At 66.9% G+C, this 23,506-nt stretch carries 17 protein-coding genes and 2 tRNA genes; 7 read left to right on the top strand and 12 right to left on the bottom strand.

The window, feature by feature from the left end:
* Positions 1-27 precede the first annotated feature (27 nt).
* Positions 28-627 (top strand): oligoribonuclease, encoded by a 600-nt coding sequence (orn, locus tag EV641_RS03015; protein ID WP_054717326.1) that lies wholly within the window; start codon positions 28-30, stop codon positions 625-627.
* An 85-nt stretch (positions 628-712) separates the two neighbouring features.
* Positions 713-785: transfer RNA gene (locus EV641_RS03020), tRNA-His, on the top strand.
* Between the two features lie 142 nt (positions 786-927).
* Here EV641_RS03020 and EV641_RS03025 read toward each other — a convergent pair.
* From EV641_RS03025 to EV641_RS03050, 6 genes are all read right to left on the bottom strand, one after another.
* Entirely contained in the window at positions 928-1,668 is a 741-nt protein-coding gene (locus EV641_RS03025; RefSeq protein ID WP_132470701.1) for an ABC transporter permease, read from the bottom strand.
* A 16-nt stretch (positions 1,669-1,684) separates the two neighbouring features.
* The gene (locus EV641_RS03030; protein ID WP_132470703.1) at positions 1,685-2,563 is read right to left on the bottom strand and encodes an ABC transporter ATP-binding protein; all 879 of its coding nucleotides are present in this window, start codon (positions 2,561-2,563) and stop codon (positions 1,685-1,687) included.
* A gap of 20 nt (positions 2,564-2,583) precedes the next feature.
* Complete coding sequence (locus EV641_RS03035) at positions 2,584-3,333, bottom strand: SDR family NAD(P)-dependent oxidoreductase (protein ID WP_132470705.1); 750 nt, start codon at positions 3,331-3,333, stop codon at positions 2,584-2,586.
* Entirely contained in the window at positions 3,330-3,971 is a 642-nt protein-coding gene (locus EV641_RS03040; RefSeq protein ID WP_132470707.1) for a TetR/AcrR family transcriptional regulator, read from the bottom strand. The genes EV641_RS03035 and EV641_RS03040 overlap by 4 nt, the downstream gene beginning before the upstream one ends.
* Before the next feature lie 62 nt (positions 3,972-4,033).
* Positions 4,034-5,128 carry an alpha/beta fold hydrolase gene (locus EV641_RS03045; protein WP_241996795.1) on the bottom strand — a complete coding sequence of 365 codons (1,095 nt, stop codon included), beginning with the start codon at positions 5,126-5,128 and terminating at the stop codon, positions 4,034-4,036.
* 63 nt (positions 5,129-5,191) lie between these two features.
* Complete coding sequence (locus EV641_RS03050) at positions 5,192-6,328, bottom strand: Ig-like domain-containing protein (protein ID WP_054720267.1); 1,137 nt, start codon at positions 6,326-6,328, stop codon at positions 5,192-5,194.
* A 339-nt stretch (positions 6,329-6,667) separates the two neighbouring features.
* Between EV641_RS03050 and EV641_RS03055 the strand changes: the two genes are divergently transcribed.
* Positions 6,668-6,740: transfer RNA gene (locus EV641_RS03055), tRNA-Lys, on the top strand.
* A gap of 64 nt (positions 6,741-6,804) precedes the next feature.
* Here the strand turns inward: EV641_RS03055 and EV641_RS03060 are convergent.
* Both EV641_RS03060 and EV641_RS03065 read right to left on the bottom strand, forming a co-directional pair.
* A complete protein-coding gene (locus EV641_RS03060) occupies positions 6,805-7,572 on the bottom strand; it encodes a L,D-transpeptidase (protein ID WP_132470708.1) in 768 nt (255 codons plus the stop codon).
* Between the two features lie 147 nt (positions 7,573-7,719).
* Positions 7,720-7,944 carry a DUF3618 domain-containing protein gene (locus EV641_RS03065; RefSeq protein ID WP_054720792.1) on the bottom strand — a complete coding sequence of 75 codons (225 nt, stop codon included), beginning with the start codon at positions 7,942-7,944 and terminating at the stop codon, positions 7,720-7,722.
* A 73-nt stretch (positions 7,945-8,017) separates the two neighbouring features.
* Between EV641_RS03065 and bcp the strand changes: the two genes are divergently transcribed.
* Positions 8,018-8,491, top strand: a complete 474-nt coding sequence (bcp, locus tag EV641_RS03070; RefSeq protein ID WP_054720790.1) for a thioredoxin-dependent thiol peroxidase — start codon at positions 8,018-8,020, stop codon at positions 8,489-8,491.
* A 1-nt stretch (position 8,492) separates the two neighbouring features.
* On the opposite strand, the gene EV641_RS03075 is transcribed toward bcp, so the two are convergent.
* Entirely contained in the window at positions 8,493-9,860 is a 1,368-nt protein-coding gene (locus tag EV641_RS03075; RefSeq protein WP_132470793.1) for a dipeptidase, read from the bottom strand.
* A gap of 17 nt (positions 9,861-9,877) precedes the next feature.
* Positions 9,878-10,636: a TetR/AcrR family transcriptional regulator gene (locus EV641_RS03080; protein ID WP_054717347.1), complete on the bottom strand. Its 759-nt coding sequence runs from the start codon at positions 10,634-10,636 to the stop codon at positions 9,878-9,880.
* A gap of 90 nt (positions 10,637-10,726) precedes the next feature.
* Between EV641_RS03080 and EV641_RS03085 the strand changes: the two genes are divergently transcribed.
* From EV641_RS03085 to EV641_RS03095, 3 genes are all read left to right on the top strand, one after another.
* Complete coding sequence (locus EV641_RS03085) at positions 10,727-11,674, top strand: ATP-binding cassette domain-containing protein (protein WP_132470709.1); 948 nt, start codon at positions 10,727-10,729, stop codon at positions 11,672-11,674.
* 56 nt (positions 11,675-11,730) lie between these two features.
* Positions 11,731-12,459 (top strand): ABC transporter permease, encoded by a 729-nt coding sequence (locus tag EV641_RS03090; RefSeq protein WP_132470794.1) that lies wholly within the window; start codon positions 11,731-11,733, stop codon positions 12,457-12,459.
* Between the two features lie 92 nt (positions 12,460-12,551).
* On the top strand, positions 12,552-13,352 hold the full coding sequence (locus EV641_RS03095; protein ID WP_132470711.1) for a TetR family transcriptional regulator: 801 nt from the start codon (positions 12,552-12,554) through the stop codon (positions 13,350-13,352).
* Between the two features lie 20 nt (positions 13,353-13,372).
* Here the strand turns inward: EV641_RS03095 and EV641_RS03100 are convergent, their stop codons facing one another.
* Together EV641_RS03100 and EV641_RS03105 are read right to left on the bottom strand one after the other, a co-directional pair.
* Positions 13,373-13,798: a holo-ACP synthase gene (locus EV641_RS03100; RefSeq protein ID WP_054717344.1), complete on the bottom strand. Its 426-nt coding sequence runs from the start codon at positions 13,796-13,798 to the stop codon at positions 13,373-13,375.
* 11 nt (positions 13,799-13,809) lie between these two features.
* Complete coding sequence (locus EV641_RS03105; RefSeq protein WP_132470713.1) at positions 13,810-23,094, bottom strand: type I polyketide synthase; 9,285 nt, start codon at positions 23,092-23,094, stop codon at positions 13,810-13,812.
* Positions 23,095-23,506 lie beyond the last annotated feature (412 nt).

Consider the following 23,506-nt stretch of genomic DNA (forward strand, 5'->3'; position numbering starts at 1 on the left):
TTCACGCGTCTGGCTACTCTGTGAGTCGTGCAGGACAAACTCGTATGGATCGATTGTGAGATGACCGGGCTGCGGATCGGCAGCGACAAGCTGATCGAGATTGCTGCGCTGGTCACCGATAGCGACCTCAACGTGCTGGGCGACGGAGTGGACATCGTCATCCACGCCGACGACGACGCACTCGCCTCCATGCCGGACGTGGTGCAGCAGATGCACGCGAAGTCCGGACTCACGGAGGAGGTGCGCCGCTCGACGGTCGGCCTCGCAGAGGCAGAGAAGCTGGTGCTCGACTACATCCGCGAACACGTCGCCGAGCCGGGCACCGCGCCCCTTGCCGGCAACTCGATCGGGACCGATCGCACCTTCATCGCCCGGGACATGCCCGAGCTGGACAGCTACCTCCACTACCGGATGGTGGATGTCAGCTCGATCAAGGAGCTGACGCGCCGCTGGTTCCCGCGGATCTACTTCGGTCAGCCCGAGAAGGGACTCTCGCATCGCGCGCTTGCCGACATCAAGGAGTCGATCCGCGAATTGCGCTATTACCGGCGCACCGTGTTCGTTCCTGAACCCGGGCCCTCGTCCACCGACATCGCAGCAATCGTGAAGGACCTCGGACCCGCCTGACCAGGCGATTCGGCTTTTCAACCAAAGTCACGCTAGTATCTGTACCGCAAGCGCACGCGGTCGAAGACCGTACGCGAATGCGATGGTGAGTGTAGTTCAGTTGGTAGAGCACCAGGTTGTGATCCTGGCTGTCGCGGGTTCGAGTCCCGTCACTCACCCCGAAGAGAAGACCCCGACCGGACTCCGGTCGGGGTCTTCTCGTTTTCCGATCTCCTCGAAGTAGGAACAGGGTTGGGTTATAGGCCAAAATGTGTGTACGGCCGTCGACCGCGGTGTCAGATCATCGACCCGCGCGCGGCTTCAGTCGAACCGGCGGATCTGATCACGGCGATGACCCCAGATGGTGAGCCCGGCGAGAACCACGATCCACACCGCGAGCATCACCAGCGACAGCGGTCCGACGGACTTTCCGGTGAGCGCGACCAACACCAGGTCGGTCGCGCCCCGGGTGGGCACGAATGGCGCGATCTGCTCGATGATCTCCGGCGTGTCCGCCTCGTCGAAGAACATCCCACCGGCCACCGCCAGCGGCAGGAAGCCGATGCTGTTGGCGATCACGGCCACCCGCATCGACATCAGGTAACCCATCGACATCCCCAGCAGGGTGAAGGTCACCACCGCGATCAGCAGCGCCCCTGCCGCCAGCACTACTCGCGGCGGCGGAGCCGAAGCCTCGGTGAACAGTCCGGCCACCAGCAGGATCGGGATGATCGCCGCCGCGACGACCACCAGCCCGACCAGCAGGTAACCGAGCATCTGCGGCGCGATTCCGCCTGGGAGGGTACGCAGATAGCGTCCCCAGGCGGACTCCCGTTGCGCCGCGATCGCGACACTGAAGTAGCCGACGCAGGCCATGAGCACCCCGAACACCACCAGGGTTGCGGTGGCCGAGGTGATCGCCACCGCATCCTGCCCGATGAACGGTACGACGAAGAACAGCATCACACCGACCGGGACCAGCGCTACCGTCAGGAACATCGTGGGCGTGCGGATGTTCTCGGCGAGGTTCCGCCGGGTGTAGGTCATAGTCAAGGAGGACATGGAATGACCTTTCGGGTCAGGTGACCCGCCGGTCGCCGGTGATCGCCAGGAAGGCGTCCTCCAGCGAGGCGGACTGGATCTCGATGTCGGTGAAGGACGCGCCGGCGGTCACCAGTTCTCGGACCAACGCGCCGGCGTCGTTGGTGAGCAGATGCGTGCGGTCGGCGTCTCGCTCGATCGAGGCGACCTCGATCAGCTCGGGGAGCACCGGGTCGGTCAGTGTGACCCGCTTGAGCCGGACCCTGCCGCGGATCTCGGCGATGCCGCCGTCGGCGATGATCCGACCGCGGTCCATCACCACGACCCGGTCGGCGAGCACCTCTACCTCCTCGATGTAGTGGCTGGTCAGCAATACAGCTCCGCCCTCGGCGTGGAAGGAACGGATACCGTCCCACAGCGCGCGCCGGGCGTCCACGTCGAGACCGGTGGTGGGCTCGTCCAAGAACACCAGCCGGGGCCGCCCGGCGAAGGCCAGTGCGACCGCTACCCGCCGTTGCTGTCCGCCGGACAGTCCGCCGGCCTGCCGGTCGGCCAGTGCGGTGAGGTCGAAGCGGTCGAGCAGTTCGGTACGGTCCACCGGGTCGGGAAAGTGGGCCGAGACGAAGTCCACCAGTTCGGCGACCCGCCAGGTCTCCGGTAGTCCGGTCTCCTGCGGCGTCACGCCGATCACACGGCGCGTCGCCTCGCTGCGCGGGTCGGCGCCGCACAGCTCGACACTGCCGGAACTGGGCCGCAGCAGACCTGTCATGACGTTGATCAGGGTGGACTTTCCGGCGCCGTTGGGGCCCAGCAGCCCGAGCACCTGCCCGGACCGGATGTCCAGGGACACGCTGTCCAACGCGGTGGTGCCGTTGTATCGACGAGTGACGTCGCGCGCACGGGCGAGGATGGTCATGGGGCGGCCTCCGTGTGCTGTCAGTTCGGGTCGGTCATGATCGACGGAAGATCGGGGAATGCGAACGGGCCGGGCTCACCGTGCGGCACGATCGGCCACGCCTGTCCTGTCCCACCGCGCACCAGTACCAGCTCGGCGACCTCCGCGACCCGTTCGGGCGGAAGGACCGCTACACCGAGATCGTTGATGAACGGGATCGCCTCCCCGAGGATCGGGGTGTCGATGAAGGTGGGGCACAGCGCGTTCACAGTGATTCCCCGGTCGGCCACGACCGGTGCGACCGAGCGGACCAGCCCGATCACGGCGTGCTTGGTGGCGGCGTAGAGCGGGTTCATCGGGCTCTCGCTCAAGCCGGCCAGGCTGGAGGTGACCAGAATCGCGCCGGAGCCACGTTCGGTGAACACCTCCAGGGCGGCGTGCATCCCGTAGACCACCCCGTCGAGGTTGACCGAGACCAGGTCGCGGTAGTGCTCGGGCCGGAAGTCCTCGACGAAGCCCCCCTGTTCACCGATTCCGGCGTTCAGCACTGCTATGTCGAGGCTTCCGAATCGCTCGGTCGCGGTTCGGACCGTGGCGATGTTGTCGGCTCGCCGGGTGACGTCGGTGCGGACGAAAGCTCCGCCGATCTCTCGGGCGATCGTTTCCCCGGCCGGATCGACGTCGGCGATGACGACGCGAGCGCCGCCGGATGCGAAGCGGCGGGCGATGGCCGCACCGATGCCACTGGCACCCCCGGTCACGAGTGCGACTTTGCCGTCGAGGGGCTTCATGCCTGCTCCGCGGCGCCTGGGACCGGCCGGGTCGCGTGATCGATCGCGGTGGTGATCTCCCGGAGGTAGCGGTCGAGGTCGAGGTCCGGGTCGCGGGACAACGCGGTGGGAACGAGGTCGATCGCGCTTCGGACGATCCTGGCCATGACGGTGACGTCGAAGTCCCGGAATTCGCCGCTCTTCTGCCCCTCCGAAAACAGCTGCTCCAACGGCAACAGCATCTGCCGATCGAATTCGGCCGGGTCGGCGTCGGGAAGGTCGGCCAGGCCGCCGCTGGTGAGGATCTCGACGATCGCGACCATCCGGGCCGGGTAGGCGCGAATGTACTCCAGGTTCGAGCCGATGTACGCCCGTAGTTGGCCGGCGGGCGTGGTCTCGGCGTCGATCATCGGTGTCATGAAAGCGGCCGCATCGCTGTAGATGGTGGTGATCACCTGGCTGATCAGCTCGGACTTGCCCGCGAAGTGGTACGAGATCAGCCCACGACTGATCCCCGCACGGGCGCCGATCCGCCCCATCGACGCGCGCTGGTAGCCGACCTCGGCGATGGTCTCGACAGCGGCAGTCACGATCTGACCCCGCCGCGCCTCCTCGATGAACGAGCGGGATTGGCCGACACGATCAGGATTTGGCAGCATGGCCAAAATTTAGCACACAATGCCAGACCGCCGGTGTCGGACAGCTGTGTCCACTCCACGGCCTACTGCGCGAGGAGGCCTGCTACGAACGGCGTCGTGTCGGGCATCGACCGTTCGATGGCCGTGAAGTGCCCCGCCATATAGACGCGATAGTCCACGTCCGTACCCGACGCCGTCATGTCCGAGGCCAGTTTCGCCGACAATGGGATCGGCACCATGACGTCGTGGATTCCGTGGCCGAGGAAGATCGGGCGGTCGTAGCCGGAGGTGGGGACCGCCAGGTAATCCGCGAGGATGGTGGGCAGCTCGCCCTCGAACATCGGACGCGCCGGCAACTCGCCGACGTTGACACCCCGGGCCAGCGCATCGAGATCGTCGTAGCAGAGCACCTCCGCCTGATCGAGGATCTCCTGTCCGGCCGGAGTGAAGTAACTGTTGATGTCGATGTCCGGATAGGCCTCGCGCACTCCCGAGAACAAGTACCCACTGAACGCGACGAGCCCCCACAGGCCCGGATCCGGGAGCCCGGGGAAACCGAGAGTGAAGGCCGACTCGAGGTTGGCGGGCGCCCCGGTCGCGACGGTGCCCCGGAAGTCGAGTTCCGGCGCCCGGGAAGTCGCGATGTCGGCAGTGTGCAGAGCCGCGTGCCCACCCTGCGAATGCCCGATCACCACCCAGCGATCGGACAGGGACGGATCGGCTGCGCGACCGGCACGGACGCTGTCGACGACGCTGTTCGCGGCGCTCCGGCCATCGAGATAGCGGTGCAGGCCCTCCGAACCGAGCCCGGGATAGTCGGCCGACACCACCGCGTATCCCTGATCGAGCCAGTGCCCGAGATACATCTTCTCGACGTCGGATCGCGGGGTGCGGGTCGTCAGTGAACAGTCGTCGCCGACGCCGGTGGTCCCGTGCGCCCAGGCGACGACGGGCCAGCCACCGTCGGGCGCGTCGCCTTCCGGCACGAACAACGCGCCCGTGGCGACGGTGGGCTCACCCGAGCGCCATTGGGTGCGGTATTCGATCTTCTCGGCGACGGCGACGCCAGGAAGTGAGAGTTCGGCGGGAAGCGATTCGACCGACACGAGAGTTCCCGGATCCGGCTCCACGGACGTGACCGGTACCGGTGCGGCCGTCGCGATCTGCGACGCGAACAGCTGCGGCGCAACGAGGCCCAGCGCCACGACGGCCCTGAGCCACGTTCGAACGTGGGTCACCGGCTACGCATTCGCGTTGCCGGCCTTCCAGGTTTCCCACGGAATGTTCCAGTCGCCGAGCCCGTCGGTACCGGACAACACCCCGCCGACCGTGTTGCTCACGATCACGATGTCGCCACGCTTCGTGTTGTCGTAGATCCACTTGGCGTTCGCGGGACTCAAGTTCAGGCAACCGTGACTCGTGTTGCGGTAGCCCTGGTCGCCGAGCGACCACGGAGCCGAGTGGAAGAAGATGCCGCTGTAGGACATGCGAGTGGCCCAGTCCACGGGGGTGCGATATCCCTGCGGCGAATCGGCGGCAACGCCGTACGTCGACGAGTCCATGATCATGTGGTCGAACCGGTCGCCGATCGTGTAGACACCGTTGGGGGTGGGAGTGTCGTCCTTGCCCATCGAGGTCGGCATCGTGATCACGTCGGCACCATTACGGTTGACGACCACCTGTTTGGTGTTGTCGTCGACCCGGATGATCACCGAGTCGCCGATCGTGAACGAGGTGTTGACATCGGACTGGCCGAACAGGCCGTCTCCCAGATCCTCGCCGTATGCCTTCACGTCGACGGTGACCGTGGTGCCGGGAGCCCAGTAGTTCTCGGGCCGCCACCGCACCTCGCGGTTGTTGACCCAGTAGAACGCACCCTCCACCGGAGGGTTCGTCGTGATATTGATCGCTTCTTCCGCGGCGAGGCGATTCGGGATGTTCTCGTCGAACTGCACAGCAACCGGCTGACCGATGCCGACGACGGAACCTTCACCGGGCATCACGTACGGCTGAGTGAGGTTGGACGGAGACGACGTCGTGAACGACAGGGTGGAGGTGGTGGCACCGCCGAGCCCGTACGCGACGGCTTCGAGGACGTACTGGCGGTTGTACCCGAGCGGCTCGGTGTTGACCCAGGTTGCGTCGTCTTCGATCGAACCGGCGACAGGCTGTCCATCGGGGTTGAGCAGAGTCACCGATTCGAGCTTGCCGTTGACCACCGAGACGGTCACCGGGTCGATCGGCGAGAAGCCGACGCCGCCGTCTTCCACGCTGGCCGACACTGTCGGCTTGATGAGCGCTGCGAGTGGGTTCGAGTCGATCGGCACCTCGTCGGCCCCGCCGCCGGAACCGGGCGAGCAGGCTGTGACGACCGCCATGAGCCCAACGATCACAAGCCCCAGCACGCCGACGGTCCGCCGTCGACGCGGACTCGTCGCTTGTTCTTGTTGCACTGACACTCTCCGCTCCCGCCTCCCCACAGGCACCATAACTGCAGGTAACACATGTAAAAACAATTCTGCCAGCCCATGTTTCGAGCCGGCCTCTCGACGCCCCCCGACATCGATAACGTTCGAATACCGAATCGCCTCCGCCCTGCCGCTCGTTACAGCGACAGAACCACAAATAAGCCCTGACCAGGCGATTTGGCGCGATCTTCCAAGGTGTGTAATCTTCTCTTCGTCGCCGGGACAACGGCCCGGAGACAGAAACACCAAGCGCCATTAGCTCAATTGGCAGAGCAGCTGACTCTTAATCAGCGGGTTCGGGGTTCGAGTCCCTGATGGCGCACAGCGAAGAGCCCCATACCCGGAAACACTACCGGGATGGGGCTCTTTCGGCATTGTCGAATGAATCACCCCTCCACGATCACCGGATCCCCGAGTTTGACGTTCCCGTAATACCAGCCGGCGTTCTCGGTGCTGAGATTGATGCAGCCGTGGCTGACGTTCGCGTACCCCTGGGAGTCCACCGACCACGGCGCAGCGTGCACGAAGATGCCGCCCCATGTGAGCCTCACCGCATATTCGGTGTCGATGCGGTACCCCTCGGGCGCGTCGATCGGCACGCCGTACGTCGACGAGTCCATCACCAGGTGCCGGAACTTCTCGAGCACCGTGAACGTGCCGACGGGCGTTTCGTAGCCCGGCTTACCCATCGACGTCGGCATCGTCCGCACGACCTCACCGTTCAGACTGACCGTGAACTGATGGGTCGAGCGATTCGCCACCGCGATGAACGAGTCTCCGGTCTGGAAGTGAGTCCGCGCCCCGCCGGCGAGGACGGTGACGTCAGTGTTCCCAGGCCAGAAACCGTCGGGCACCCATTGCAGCTCCTGATCGTTCACCCAGGAGAAGTGCCCGTCAACGGGCGTGGGGGTGGAGATCTGCACTGCGCTCTCTGCCGCTGCCCGGTCCGTGACGGGTGCGGTGAATCGCACGATCACCGGGTGCGCGACACCGACCACCGCCCCGACGGCCGGCTCCACCGCCGCGACGCCGACACCGCCGGGCGGCGCATCGGCGACCGTCCCCGCGGCGGCTGCAGCTCCGGATCCGAACCACACGACGGTGGCAAGAACCGTGGCCAGGAGCAGTCGTGCACTCCGCTGAAGATCCCGCATGACGGTCGCCTCCTTCGAACAAAGACAGACCCCGACCCATCCAGTGAAGCACGTCACAGTTATCGGCGCGGCACATGGCGGACGGTCGTGCACATACAGTGAGTGCCCGCGTCGAGAACGACGCGGGCACTCACCGGAACGCATGAATCAGCGCAGAACCTTGCGCAACACCAGCAGCCCCACCACTGCACCCACCGCGATGACCGCGTACTTCTTCACCTGAGGCTGGTTGACCTTCGCGACAAGAGTCTGCTTGGTGTTCGCCACCAGGTTCTTCGGATTCGCGCGGAGGCTCAGTTCGTCGAGCGTGCTCGCGAGCTGGTTGCGGGCCTTTTCGATGTCCCGCTCGATGTCGCCGGTGTCCCTAGCCACGTGATCCTCCAGAAAGTCGCTGCAGTGTGCTGCGACCACGGTAATGGACGAACGGTCTACTACTGTCGCGGACATGACGGAAAACAGCAGACTCTCTCCCGGTGACACCGCGCCCGACTTCACACTTGCCGACGCCGACGGCAACGAGGTGTCGCTGTCCGACTACCGCGGACGCAAGGTCATCGTCTATTTCTATCCCGCCGCGAGCACGCCCGGCTGCACTAAACAGGCCTGCGATTTCCGCGACAACCTCGCCGAACTGGGCGACGCCGGACTCGACGTGGTCGGCATCTCCCCCGACAAGCCCGCGAAACTGGCCAAATTCCGCGACAGCCAGGAGCTGAACTTCCCGCTGCTCTCCGACCCCGAGAAGACCACGCTCACCGCATGGGGCGCGTTCGGGGAGAAGAAGATGTATGGCAAGACCGTCACCGGCGTGATCCGTTCGACCTTCCTCATCGATGGGGAAGGCAAGATCGAGGTCGCCCAGTACAACGTCCGAGCGACCGGGCACGTCGCGAAACTGCGACGCGATCTGTCGGTCTGACCTACTCGGCCGGGCCGGACTGTGACCACTCGGCCGGGCCGGCCAGGGTGCACAGCAACACCGCCTCCGCAACGGCAAGGTTCTCGATCTCGGACGGATCGACACTCTCGTTCGGTGCGTGGATGACGCAGCGAGGCTCCTCGACCCCGATCAGCGCGATCTCCGCCGACGGCACCGCGCGTTGCAGTGCTGTGCACAACGGGATCGATCCGCCTTGGCCGGCGGTGCCCACCTCACGTCCGTACGCGGCTTCGAGCGCCGAGCGCAACGCGGTGTAGCCGGGCCCGTCGGTCACGGCGCGGAACGGTTCGCCGACGGCTTCGCGCTCGATCCGCAGGTGGGCACCCCACGGCACATGCGCTTCCAGGTGCGCGACGAGCGCGTCCTGCGCGGTGGTCGCGTCGATCCCGGGCGGCACCCGCAGGTTCAGTCGCGCAGACGCGCGGGGCACGATCGCTGCGGCCGAGCCGACGACCGGCGGCGCGTCGATTCCGAGCACGGTGAGTGCAGGACGTGCCCAGACGGCGTCGGCGACCGTCCCGGAGGTCGGCAGCGAGACTCCGTCGAGGACCCCGGCGTCGTCGCGGAATCTGTCTTCGGGGTACGGCACGCCGCCCCATGTCGCGGTGGTGTCGAGACCGTCGACGACCGTGTTTCCGTCGGCATCGCGCAGGGTGCCGAGAAGATGAACCAATGCGGCAAGAGCGTCGGGCGCTCCCCCGCCGTACATGCCGGAGTGCACTTCTCCCTTCAGCGTCTCGATATGGATGTCGACGTTCGCGATCCCGCGCAGCGTTGTGGTGAGTGTCGGTTTTCCCACTTCGGCGTTGCCACTGTCTCCGATGATGATGAGATCTGCCTGGAACAGCTCCGGTCGCTCCTCGACCAGGTGGTCGAGCCCCTCACCGCCCATTTCCTCGGATCCCTCGATCACGATCCGCACGCCCACCGGCAGGAGCCCGTCCGCGAGGACCGCCCGCAACGCGAGCAGGTGCATCATGATGTTGCCCTTGCAGTCGGCTGCGCCGCGCCCGTGCCAGCGGCCGTCGCGCTCCGTGAGCGTGAACGGCGGGCTGTCCCAGAGGTCTTCGTTGCCCGGGGGCTGCACGTCGTAGTGGCTGTAGAGCAGGATGGTGGGGGCGCCGGCCGGAGCGGGGGTGTACCCGAGTACGGCGAGCGACCCGTCGGAGGTCTCGATGAGTTCGACGTTGTCGATTCCGGCTGCGGCGAACGCGTCGCGCACCCACGTTGCGGCCCCGGAACATTCGTCGACGGGAAACTGCCGTGGGTCGGCGACCGAGCGGAAGGCGACCATGGTCGCGAGTTCGTCCCGGGCAGCCGGCATCGCTGCGCTGACGCGCTCGCGCATCCGTTGGACCAGATCTGTCACCGTTTCTCCTCCGAACGTCCGATGAGTACGTCGATTCCATCGAGCAGCCGCTCGAGTCCGAACCGGAAATCCTGTTCGTGCCATGCCGCGGGGTCGTCATCCTCGTCGTCGTCATCGAACGCTCCCGCGGCGACCGCAGCGAGAACCCACGGGTACTTCTCCGGGTCGAGAATGCGCGGCATCACCGTGGGGTAGTCCAGCCGGTGGTCCACGACGGTGGATTCGAGTTCCCAGGAGAACCGCGCACGGCTGATGACATACAGCGAGATCGTCAGGACGATCTGCACTTTCGCGTCCTCGTCCAGGGGTGTCTCGGAGAGGGCACCGAGACCGGCGTCGAGCCAGCGCATGTTGTTGGGCCAGTACGGAGCCGTACGGATCGGATGCTCGGTCAACCACCTGTAGGCGCGCAGGCCCCGATATTCGGCTGTTGCCCAGGCGTCGAGCCGTTCCCGCCAGGAGCCCTCGGATGGCAACTCGGGCGGCGGCCCGATCGCGCGGTCCCACGCGAGTTCGACGAGTTGATCCTTGCTGTCCACATAACGGTAGAGCGACATCGTGGTGAACCCGAGTTCCTTTGCGACCCGGCTCATCGAGAGTGCCTCGAACCCTTCCGTGTTGGCAACGGCGATCGCGGCGTCGAGCACCTGATCGAGCGTCAGGCCCCGGCGCGGCCCCCGGGTACCGGGGCCGCTCAGACCCCATGCCAGCCGCACGTTACGCGGTAGCTCGTCTTCGGATCCTGGACTACTCATACTTCTCCGTCTGTCGGGGTCTTGTCGCAATCCTAAAACTGTGTACTGTATAAACTTACGTATATTCCATACACAGTTAAGGACCGGCACATGTCCGATCTTCCAGCCGCTCTCCACGTGCAGTCACTGCACAAGACATTCGGTTCCATCGCGGTGCTCGACGGCATCGACCTCCGGGTCGAGCAGGGGTCCGTCTTCGCCCTGCTCGGCGCGAACGGCGCCGGAAAATCCACAACCGTGCGGATCCTCACGACACTCCTACCGTTCGACTCCGGCACCGTCGAGGTCACCGGACTCGCCCTACCCGCAGACGCGCGCGGTGTGCGAGAACGAATTGCTCTCACCGGCCAGTACGCTGCAATCGACGACGTCCTCACCTGCGCCGAGAACCTCCGTCTTGCGGCGCGGCTGGCCCACCTGCCCTCGGCGACGATCCCGGACCGCGTCCGCGAACTGATCGAGCGGTTCGATCTCGGACACGTCGTCGATCGGCGCGCAGGCTCCCTCTCCGGCGGCACAGCCCGTCGGCTCGATATCGCGATGAGCCTCATCGCGGCACCGCAACTGCTGTTCCTCGACGAACCCACCACCGGCCTCGACCCTCGAAGCCGGCTCGTCATGTGGGACGTGATCCGGGAGCTCGCTGCCGACGGAGTCACCGTCTTCCTCACCACGCAGTACCTCGAGGAAGCCGACCGCCTCGCCGATCGGGTTGCTGTCCTCGACGCCGGGCGCATCGTCGCCGAAGGCACTCCGGACGAGCTCAAGGCCTTGGTGCCGGGTGGTCACCTGGAACTGCGCTTCGGTACCGAACCCGACCTCGATCGGGCAGCCGCGGTCCTCGGCGGCGACAGCGATCGGGTCACTCTCACCCTCGAAGTCCCCACCGACGGCGATCTCCCCCACGTGGCCGCACTGCTCAACCGCCTCGCCGACGAAGCAGTTCCGATCGAGAAGTTCGGTCTGCACTCCCCCACGCTCGACGACGTCTTCCTCACCCTGACAGGCACGACCGACCGAAAGAAGGTCTCGCAGTGACACTCACCGACACATTCACCCGTCCGGTCGGCTACCTGCCCCGCGACTATGCGGCGGTGACCGGCAGAAACCTCAGACGCATGCTCCGCAGCCCCGACGCCCTACTCATGGGTCTCGCGCTTCCGGTGCTGCTGCTCGTGCTGTTCGTGTACGTGTTCGGTGGCGCCATCGACACGGGCACCGACTATCTCAACTACGTCGTCCCGGGCATCGTGCTGCTGTCGGCATCGTTCGGCGCCGCACAGACCGCAGTTGCCGTCGCATCCGACATGCAGCGCGGCATCGTCGACCGGTTCCGGTCCATGCCCATCGCACGTTCGGCAGTCCTCACCGGCCACGTCGTCGCGAGCCTGGTCCGCAATCTGGCCAGCACCGCCGTAGTGTTCGCCGTCGCCGCACTGATGGGATTCCGGCCCGATGCCGCCCTCGTCGAATGGGTTGCGGCCGTCGGGATCATCACACTGTTCGTCCTCGCGATCTCCGCGGTCTCGGCGGCGCTGGGCATGCTCGCCGGAAACGAGGAGGCTGCAAGCGGCTTCACGTTCTTTCTGCTCTTCCTTCCTTATGTGAGCAGCGCATTCGTACCGCCGGACACGATGCCTGCATGGTTGCGCGGATTCGCCGAACACCAGCCGGTGACGCCGGTCATCGAGACGGTACGCGGCCTGCTCACCGGCACGCCGGTCGGTAACTCCGCGGTTATCGCGGTGGGCTGGTGTGTGGCGTTCATCGCCGTCGGACTGGTCGCGGCAACGGCATTGTTCCGCCGTCGAACCGCGCGGTGAGCCCGCCGTGCCGATGGGCCATTCCCCGTTTGATGACACCCCATTTCACACTCATGTTCGGCTTTCGTACAGTGTGCCGCTAGCCTGGGCGCGTGGAGTCAGCAACGAACGGCCGCCGCGCCCCGCAACGGATCGACCCCGCACTCGAGGTCCAGGCGGAGCCGCAGGAACTCGTGCCCAGACGACGTCCGACGCAGGAACGCAGCCGACGCAAGTTCGACGCGCTGCTGGCAGCCTCCCGCGACCTGCTCACCGAGGTCGGGTTCGAGTCGTTCACGTGTGAAGAGGTCGCGTCCCGCGCCGACGTCCCCATCGGCACCCTCTACCAGTTCTTCGCCAACAAGTATGTGATCGTCTGCGAACTGAATCGGCAGGACCTGGTCGGCGTCCAGAACGAACTCGCCACCTTCAACGGCCGGATCCCGTCGGTCGACTGGCTACGTTTCCTCAACAGCTTCGTCGACCACATGGCGGGTCTGTGGACCACCGATCCGTCACGACGCGAGGTATGGCTCGCGATGCAGTCCACCCCATCGACTCGTGCCACCGGAGCCATCCACGAGAAGGAATTCGCCGAGCAGGTCGCGCGGATGCTGGCGCCACTCACCCCGGACACCCCGCGGGCGCGCCGCAAACTGATGGCCGAGGTGCTCGTACACATCGTGTATTCGATGTTGAACTTCTCGGTGCAGGACGATCAGACCCACGCCGACGCCGTGGCCGAACTCAAGCGGATCATGGTCGCGTACCTGCAGATTGCCGAACAGGAGTCGCGAGCGCAGGCGAAACGTCAGAAGCGACGTGCGGATTCCGAACGCGCACGTGCCGCCGCATCCGACCGTGGCGGTCCCGAAACGAACCAGGCCGAGGAAGCGTCCGCTCCCTCGGCCTGATCTCGTGTAGCTCCCCGCTGCTACCTGTCGTCCTCCCCGGACGAGGTCTTCTGGACGGCGTCTTCCAGCACCACGAACGCGCCGGCCATATCGCCGTCGTGTGTCAGCGACACATGGATCCGCCTGGTACCGAGATGCTCGGCAACCTCGCGATGCAGCCGGATACTCGGCCGGCCCCACGCGTCGGTCACCACCTCGATCTGCTGGTGGATCGTCTCCGGCAGCACCGGCGGACTCCCGAACAACGACGCCGACCACGCCTTGATCACGGCTTCCTTCGCCGCCCATCGGGCGGCGAAGTGCCGAGCAGGATCGGAGCTGCGGGTATTCGCGTCGCGACGCTCACCCGGTGTGAAGTTCGCCAGCATCGTCGTGCCCGGTCGGCGCAACTGCTCTGCGAACTCCGGCACCGACACGAGGTCGAACCCGATACCCGCAACTCCCATTCTGCTGTTACCTACTTGCAGCCGGGCAGACCCGAGCTGTACACGTCACCGTCGCCGAGGCGTGCCTCGTCGCTGAGCAGCACGTCCGCTTCGAGCTGACGCGCGGCTGCCGCCGGAACCGCATCTCCACCGAAGCGGCGATCCGCAGGACGCTCGTACAGTGCCGCACCACCGGTCATCGCCGACGCCAGGCGACGCTTACCCGCGACCGTGCGCTCCGCAGCCTGCGCGAGGTACGCCTCACGACGATCGGCCGGCAGCGACTCGACGAACGCCTGCGGGTGCACCACCGCGATCAGGCCGGACACGTGACCGAAGCCGAGGCTGGTGAGCAAGCCCGCCTTGAGCGAGTACTGCTCGCCGAAACGGATCGGCGTGCGCGCCCACACGAGGTGCTCGTACTCGGCCATCTTCTCGTCGACGCAGTCGAGGCTGCGGTTCGGCGGGACGACACCCTGGCTGAGCACCTGGCACAGGCCGACCAGCTGGAAGGCGGCAGCGCCGCCCTTGGCGTGTCCGGTCAGCGACTTCTGCGAGACCACGAACAGCGGGTTGCCCTCGCTGCGGCCGAGCGATCCGGCCAGACGCTCGTGCAGTTCCGACTCGTTCGGGTCGTTCGCCGCGGTCGACGTGTCGTGCTTGGACACCACCGCGATGTCGTCGGCCGTGACGCCGAGCTTGCGCAGTTCCTTCGCCAGAGCCGACTCGCGACCGCCGCGACCCGCACCGAGCGCACCGATGCCGGGAGCCGGGATCGAGGTGTGGACACCGTCCGCGAACGAACCGGCGTACGCCACGACACCGAGAACCGGCAGGCCCATCTCCAGCGCGAGATCACCGCGCGCCAACAGGATGGTGCCGCCGCCGGCCGACTCGACGAACCCGCCGCGACGGCGATCGTTGGCCCGCGAGAAGCGCCGATCGTCGATCCCCTTGGCGGTCATCTCGTCGGACTTCGCGGTGGCCGACATGTCGCCGAACCCGACGATGCCCTCGATACCGAGATCGTCGAAGCCACCGGCGACGACCAGCTCGGCCTTGCCCAGCTTGATCTTGTCGACGCCCTCTTCGACCGACACCGCAGCCGTGGCGCACGCCGCGACCGGGTGCACCATCGCACCGTAACCACCGACGTACGACTGGACGACATGCGCGGCGATGACGTTCGGCAGGGCCTCCTGCAGGATGTCGTTCGCGCGGTTCTCACCGAGCAGCGTGTCGATGTACAGCGACCTCATCGAGCTCATGCCGCCCATGCCGGTACCCTGCGTGTTCGCCACCATCGACGGGTGCACCCAGCGCAGCAGCTCGGACGGGGTGAAGCCGCCCGTGAGGAACGCATCGACCGTGGACACGATGTTCCACAGACCCACCCGGTCCACCGCATCCGCCATGTCGGCGGGGATACCCCAGCGGGTGACGTCGAACCCGGTCGGGATCTGGCCGCCGACCGTACGGGTCAGCTTCGCCTTGCGCGGCACGCGGATTTCGGTGCCCGCCTTGCGGGTGACCGTCCAGTCTCCGGACTCGGCGTCGACCGCCGCGACCGTGTTCTCCGGGTCGGAGTCCACGAACGCGCGGGCCTCTGCCTCGGACCCGACCACGAAGGACAGATCCTTGTCGAGGAACACCGAGGTCATCAGCGGAGCCGTGTTGTCGACCATCGCTCCGTCGTCGGCGTAGCGGCGGATGCCGCAGCGCTCGACCACGGCGTCGTTGTAGCGGTCGGCGATCTCCGACTCGGGCACGAATTCACCGGTCTCGGCGTCGTAGAAGCCGGGCTTCGGCTCGTTCTCCCACTCGATCAGGCCCGTGACCCACGCCAGTTCGAGCACACCGGCGGCTGACAGCTCCTCGTCGACCTCCATCTCGAACCGGGTACGCGACGAACCGTACGGGCCGAGCTCGCCGGCACCGACGATGACCACGAGGTCGGCCGGATCCGCGGTGACCTGGCTCCACTCGGGAGTCGGGGTCGCATCGAGGCGCGGTGCCGCAGGCAGCGCCGCGATGGTCGCGGAGTCGTCCTCATCCTGCTCGTCCGCGTCCTCGGCCGCGTCCTGCGCCTGCTTCGCGAGCGCGGGCAGATCGAGTCCTGCGTCGGCGAGTCCGCCGGTGAGGTCGGCGACGAGCGGCTTGTCGGTGGCGAGACGCTTGGCCTCGACACTGACCAGCTGCAGCAGCTCGGTCGCCATCTCCTGCGTCGACCACGTGCGGACACCGGCTGCTTCTGCGGCCTCGACCAGCGGATCGTTTCCGCCCATCAGACCCGTACCGCGCACCCAGCCGATCAGGGCGTGCGCCAAGGTGACGCGCTCGGCCCAGATTCGCTCGGCGCTCCAGCGGGTGACGATCGCGTCGAGCGCGGCCTTCGACTCGCCGTACGCACCGTCACCACCGAACATGCCGCGGTTGGGCGAACCCGGAAGCACCACATGCAGGTGGGTGTCGACGTCGTTGTCGGCTCCGATGCCGGACAGACCGGCGATCAGCCGCTCGACCGACCAGAGCAGAACCCGCATCTCCATCTCGGCGCGTGCACCGGCGTCGGCGAGCGAACCCGCCACACGGGGCGCGGCGAACGGGAACAGCAGCGTCGGGGTCAGTGCATCCTTGATGAGCTTCTTGGCGCCGCCCGCGTTCTCCACGGTCTCGGTGCCGAGCCACTCGATCAGGGCGTCGACATCGGAGTAGGACGCCATGTTCGCGGGCACGACCCACAGGGCCGCACCGGCGCGAGCGTGGCTCGCGTACATATCCTTGTAGAACCCGAGGCGCTTCGAATCGAGACGCGAGGTCGTGACGACGACCGTCGCGCCGCCCGCGAGCAGCTTGCCCGCGACCGCGGCACCGATACCGCCCTTGCTGGCACCCGTGACCACGGCGACCTCGCCCGCGTACTCGGCGTCGCCGGTGTTCGCGGCGGCCGCCGCGATGCGGCTGTAGGTCTCGGCGAGCACCGTGCGACCGGCGTCGGCGGCCTTGGCCTTCCAGAATGCAGCGTGCGCGGCGACCGTCCGGCCGGCACCCTCGAACCGCTCGACCTTCAGGTCTTCACCGAGCCAGACGCGAGCGAGATCCTCACGTGCCGTGGCCCAACGATCGTCGATCAGTACGGCCTTGCGAGCGTCGAACGACGGAGCCACCAGACGCGGCCAATCGGAGCCGAGTTCCGCCGAGACCAGGTCGACGAGTTCGTCATCGGCCTTGTCTGCAAGTCCGGAGACCTGCTCGTTCAGGCCCAGCTGCTCGAGCACCAGACGAGCGGCGCTGGCGAGCACCCCGTCGCGACCGGTGATCTGCTCGGTGAACTCACCGAGCGCAGCCGCGTCGACGGTCGCTCCCCCGCCACCACCGGCCGACGGCATCGACACGGTGATTCCGCGACGTGAGCCGACCGACTGCACGGCAGCGTCGATCAAGGCGTCGACCGCGGCGGTGTCGCCGAGCGCTCCATGCGACAGGCCACCCAGGTCGCCACCGCGGATCGACGATCCGTCGCGGCTACCGAGGGCGACCTCGGCGGTCACGTGCTGGGTCCAGCCTTCGCCCAGACCCCACACCTTGGTGACACGGTCGGCGACGTAGCCGGGACGCTTACCCGACGGGCCGAACACCTTGCGCAGGTGATCGTTGATCGAATCCGACAGCACCGGGCCGAACGGGCGGTAGGTGCGGGCAAGGCGGTCGACCGTGCCGGCCAGCGCGCCCATGTCGGCGTCGGCGGCACCGTCGATCGCGCCGAGCGACAACTCGGAACCGAGGTCGACGAGCAGCTGGTTCCGACGCGAGGACACGCCGTCGCACAGTGCCTCGATCGTGTCGACGGGACCGATCTGATCGGGACGCAGCTTGGTCCACAGTGCAATGAGCACCTGGGTTGCGTCGGCCGCCTTGAATGCGATGTCGTCCGGGGTCGGGCCACCGGTCGGCGCTGCCGGAGCAGCAGCCGGAGCCGCCGCAGCGGCAGGCGCGGCAGCATCGGCCGACGGAGCTTCCGGCTCGTCGTCCTCGACAGGAGCCGGATCCACATCGGTCGAGTACACGACCGACGCTTCACGCTCGATGTTGAGCACCTCGACCGGCTGACCGAAACGACCCGGCAACTTCAGGGTCTGCGACGCGAGGTTCGCGACGGTCGGGGCAGCACCGAGACCGACCTCGACGAAGCGCTCCACACCCAGGCCGCCGACGGCCTCGTCGGCGAACAGCAAGTCCTGCGTCTCGATCCAGCGGACCGGCGACGCGAACTGCCACGCGAGGAGTTCGGCGAGCACCACGCGGGTCAGCGCGACCGGCTTCGCGGCCCACGCATCGAAGTCCGCGAGGACCTCGGCGAGCGGCTGCGACGGCACCAGATCGGCGATCTCCTGGATGAAGTCACGGCCCAGGTTGAACGGCTTGGGCACCAGGTTCGGGATGTAGCGACCGATGAGGATGTTCGGGTCGATCTCCTCGGGCAGCAGGTTCAGCAGCCGCTCACGGAAGTCGTCCACGCCGCCACGCAGAACGGTCGAGTGGAAGGGCACGTCGATACCCGGAACCAGGATGAACGCACGCTTGCCACCGAACTCGGCGACCTTGCGCTCGATGACGGTCTCGAGGGCCTCGAGGCCCGCGACCGTGCCCGCGATCGCGTACTGCGAACCGCGCAGGTTCAGGTTGACGATCTCGAGGAATTCTCCAGCGTCTTCTCCGACTCGTGCGATGAAGTCCTGCAGATCCTCGTCGGCAACACCGAACTGCGACGGCCGGATTGCGGCCATGCGGTAGTTCGAGCGGCCCTGCTCGTCACGCGGCACGAGAGCATGCATCGCCGAGCCGCGCTGGAAGACGACCTCGAGCACGGCTTCGAGCGGGAGCACACCGGCAACCGCGGCGAGAGCGTTGTACTCACCGACCGAGTGGCCGGCCAGCAGCGAGCCCTCGACGAACGCGCCGGCCTCGCGGAGCTCCGCGATCTGCGCGACACCGAGCGTCGCCATCGCGACCTGGGTGAACTGGGTCAGGTGCAGCACACCGTCCGGGTGCTTGTGAGTGACACCGCGAGCCTTGAGGACCGTCGGGTTGTCGCGCACCACAGCGAGGATCGAGAAGCCGAGCGCCTCGCGGGTGTGCTTGTCGGCGCGCTCCCAGATCTCGCGGGCAGCCTTGCTGCGGGCCCGTGCGTCCAGGCCCATGCCGGGGCGCTGGATGCCCTGGCCCGGGAATGCGTAGATGGTCTTCGGGGCGGCGATACGGCCCGTTGCGACCATGACCAGGTCACCGTTGACACGGCAACCCACCTCGACGATCTCGGCGCCGCGATCGGTCGCGATGCGGTCGACGCGCACGTCGATCTTCGCGCCCGGGCGCACCATGCCGAGGAACCGCGTGGTCCACGCGGTCATCCGGCGGACAGGCAGCTTCGCATCGGACTCGATGGCCGTCGCGACCTGCTGCGCAGCGGCAGACAACCACATGCCGTGGACGATCGGGCTTCCCAGACCGGCCAGCAACGCGGCGTTGTCCGACGTGTGGATCGGGTTGTGATCGCCCGAAACGCGAGCAAACGCGCTCATGTCGGTCGGGGCAACGATCACGGCGTCGCGGCGACGGCGACGCGGAGTCTCGATGACATCGTCGCTCAGCGAACCACCCGCGCGGACCGGATCGGCCAGCTCGGCGGTACCGGTGCGGCCGCGGATCGCGAAACGCTCGATCAAGGTCGCAACCGTGTTGTCGCCCGAGCCGTCGCCGTTGTCGGCGGAGATGGTCACGTGGACCTCGACGACACGGCCCAGATCGGTATCCACGACGTTCTCGACCTGCGCCTTGACACCCAGGATCGACGGGTCGGTGGACAGACCGTTCTTCACGTCGATCGCGTGATCGAGGTGGACGAGATCGAGCATGCCCTCGATGACCGACAGGTTCTCGTCGGTTCGGGCAGCGCCCAGCGCGGCGAACACGGCCGGCCAGCAGGCGCCGACGAGGACATCGGGCACACCGTTGGTGCTCGGGCTCAGATTCTCGGGCAGACCCGCACCGGTGACACCGGCGTGGTCGGCGATCTTCTCCGGCAGCCAGCCGAGAGTGATACGCGCGGCGCCCTTCTTCACAGTCGGAAGTTCCTGGCCGGCAGCCACACCGAGCAGCGCCGACATGGCGGCGTCGGCGTCGGCCTCCGTGATGACAGGTGCGCCACCGGTGCTCACGGATGCGGGCACGGTGATGCGGATCTCGACGGCGCGATCGTTGCCGAGGGGCACCCGCAGGCCGACGTGCTCGTCGTCGAGAACGGTCAGGGTCGCACCGGTCGGAGCATGCGCGGCGGCAGTCTCCGACTCGACGGCCCACTCGTCGAGGTCGCCGAGGCGATCGATCGGGTTACGCGTCTGGCGGCCGGCCCACGCGACATCGGGCGACGACAGGACAGCATCGAGCAGACCGGTCGCGACGTCGCGGTGGCGGCGAGCGACCACCGGGGTGGGCTCGACTCCGGACTCGACCAGCTCGTCGACCGTGGCCTTCTCGAAACGGTCGAGCAGTTCACCGACCGGCTCGTCGACGCGGGTGATGCCCGCGACGGCGACGGTGCCCGGGATGACGCAGACCTGATCGGCGGTGTAGCGCGGATCGTGTGCCTGCCACAGCGAGTCGGACCGCCACCAGCGACGCACGTCCTGGTCGACGACCGGCACGAAGTTCACCGGCTTGCCGGGGGTCTTGCACAGGGAGACGAAGAACGGGACGTCCGCGGGGTGCAACACGACGTCGCCGGCGTCGGAGTACTGACCCGTGAGCGACTTGATCGCTGCGTACGGGCGCTCGAGCACCGCATCGTCGTCGAACAATGTCGGAATGGGACCGCGGTCCACCGGGTGCAGTCGAGCTTCGGCGCGCTGCAGCATCTCGCGGAAACGCTCACGCCACGACACGTCCAGCCACGGGCTGACATGTGCCTCGGCGACGGCGTCGCCCAGGTCGCTGCCGCAATCGAACTCGGTAGCGCAATCGGAACCGATGGCCAGCTCGAGGTAGCGGGACAGCCACTGCAAGTACGTCATCTCGGCGACGTCACCGAAGTACGGCTTCGCGGTGATGTCGAGCGCGGCAATGATCTCGTCGCGACGTGCGGCCACGGCGTCGGCGTCACCGGCGACCTCGTCGAGGAGGCGGCCCGTACGCGACGCGGCGTTGTCGATCTCGTGGATATCGGCACCGAGCTGGCTACGGCCCGACGCCATGCCACCGCTCGCGGTGCCGGCTCCGACCCAGTCGGGGGTGCCGGGAGTGTCGACGAGCAGCTGCTTGACCTCGGGGGCCGTGGTGGCCTCGAAAGTCGCCATCGCGGCGGTGCCGACGAGGATGCCGTCGAGCGGCATCGCCGGGAAGCCGTACTCGGTCGACCAGCGGCCGGTCAGGTAATCGGCGGCCCGCTCCGGTGTACCGATACCGCCACCGACGCACAGCACCAGGTTCGAACGGGTGCGCAGCTCGGCGTAGGTATCGAGGAGCAGGTCGTCGAGGTCCTCCCACGAGTGGTGGCCACCAGCGCGGCCGCCCTCGATATGGACGATGATCGGGTAGCTCGGGACCTCGTTCGCGATGCGGATCACCGAACGGATCTGAGCGACCGTGCCCGGCTTGAACGCGACGTGCTCGATGCCGGCGTCACGCAGATCGGAGATGATCTGCACGGCCTCTTCGAGCTCCGGGATACCCGCGGTGACCACGACACCGTCGAAAGGTGCGCCTGCGGCACGGGCCTTGGGCACGAGACGCTTGCCGCCCACGTGCAGCTTCCACAGGTACGGGTCGAGGAACATCGAGTTGAACTGCGCAGCGCGACCCGGCTCGAGCAGATCGGTCAGCTCCGCGACGTGATCGGCGAAGATCTGCTCGGTGACCTGGCCACCACCGGCCAACTCGGCCCAGTGACCCGCATTCGCAGCGGCGGCAACGATCTTCGGATCGACAGTGGTCGGCGTCATGCCGGCCAGCAGCATCGGCGAACGACCCGTCAGGCGGGTGAAGGACGTCTCGACACCGACACGGCCGTCAGGCAATGCGACCGGCTTCGGGGCGAACTCCGACCATGCGCGCGGCACCTCGGGCTCGGCACCCGGGGTCAGCAGGTTGCGCTGACCGCCGCGGGTCGCGGCGGCGATGATCCCGACGCCCTGACCGCGCAGGCCGGACTGAGTGAGGCGGGTGAGCAGCTCACCCGGGCCCAGATCGAGAATCCAGGATGCGCCGGACGCCACAGCGCCGTCGACCTGCTCTACCCAGTCGACCGGAGTGACGAGGATGGACTCGGCCAGCTTGCGGGCGAGATCGGCGTCGAGGTCGCAGCGCGACGCCCAGTCCGCGACCTGCTCGACGGCGGCGGCGAACGCGGGGTGATGGAAGCCGACCTCGGCCGGAACCGGCTCGAAGGTGGGCGCGAACACGGCGCCGCCACGCTTCTTGGAATCACGCTCGCGGGTCTCCGTTGCGGAAATCTGCTCGCAATGCTGCTGCACGCGCTCGAGCGCGGCCGGCGGGCCGGACAGCACGACACGGCGACGGCCGTTGCGGATGGCGACAACCGCGCTGCGCTCGGGGTCCTGGCCCTCGAACACCTCGGCGACGATGGCGCTCAGACGCTCCGCGTCTACACCGGACACCGCGAGCATCGGGAACTTACCGGCACCGGCGATCAGCCCGCGACGACGGCCGACGAGCGAGGCAGCGGCACCGATCAGCTGGGCGATTGCGAGGATCTCTGCATCCTTGCGGCCACCGGCAGCAACGGCCTCGACGGCGAGAACGCCCTGCGAGTGGCCGATGACGGCGCTCGGGGCGTGGGTTGCAGCATCGAGACCCTGGTTCGCGAGTGCGCGCAGCGCAGCGATCTGTGTGAGGAAAACACCGGGCTTGGACACCGCAGCGGAGGTGAGGGTCGCTTCGGACGGGCCGGCCGCGGGAGCGTCGTCCTCGTCGTCGACGAGTTCCTGCTCGAGGATCCACGCGATGGGATCGAACCCGGCCGGGCGCACAACCATGAGATCGCCGGCGACAGGAGCGAGGTGTGCGGCCGCAGCGTTGACCAGTTCGGTCAGGACCGGCTCGAGGCCGTTGTCGCGGCTGAGTTCTTCGAGAGAACTGAGCCAGGGCGCACCCTGACCGCCGAAGGCGAGCGCGTAGGGCTCACCCGCGAGAAGCTTGTCGACCAGTGCACCGTTCGGGGCGGTTGCCGCCCGCCGGCCGGTGCTTCGTGATGCCTTCGAGTTCCGTCCGTTGTCGCCTGGTGTGGTCTCGTCGATCGTCACGCGTGTGGTTCCTCTCCTGAACACCCCTGCGTGGAGGCATTTCGTGTTGCAGCGCTGCCCGCGCCGGTGTGTTGCATGGACTGGTGTTCTGCTCTTACGGGCACGCCAAGGTTCGCACAAAATCATGAGGACTTCCTCATGTTTCGTTTCGTGCAGATTGCCGCACGAACCCCCTACCAGTGATTTCACTCACACCCGCCAATGAAGTGACCGACGAGTAACCCGAATTGACGCAGGCCGCACCGATGCGTGGACGTCCACGAACCCGAGGAACCCTCACGTTTTATTGTTATCAAAACGTTACCTCTTGACGGCACGCCGTGGTCATGCGTTGCCGCGGTCGGAAACATGTCGGACCTTCCCGCTAAATTTCTTCAAGTTCGAACATTCATTCGACACTGGGGGCAATATG

The sequence above is a fragment of the Rhodococcus sp. SMB37 genome (assembly GCF_004345605.1).
Lineage (GTDB): Bacteria > Actinomycetota > Actinomycetes > Mycobacteriales > Mycobacteriaceae > Rhodococcus.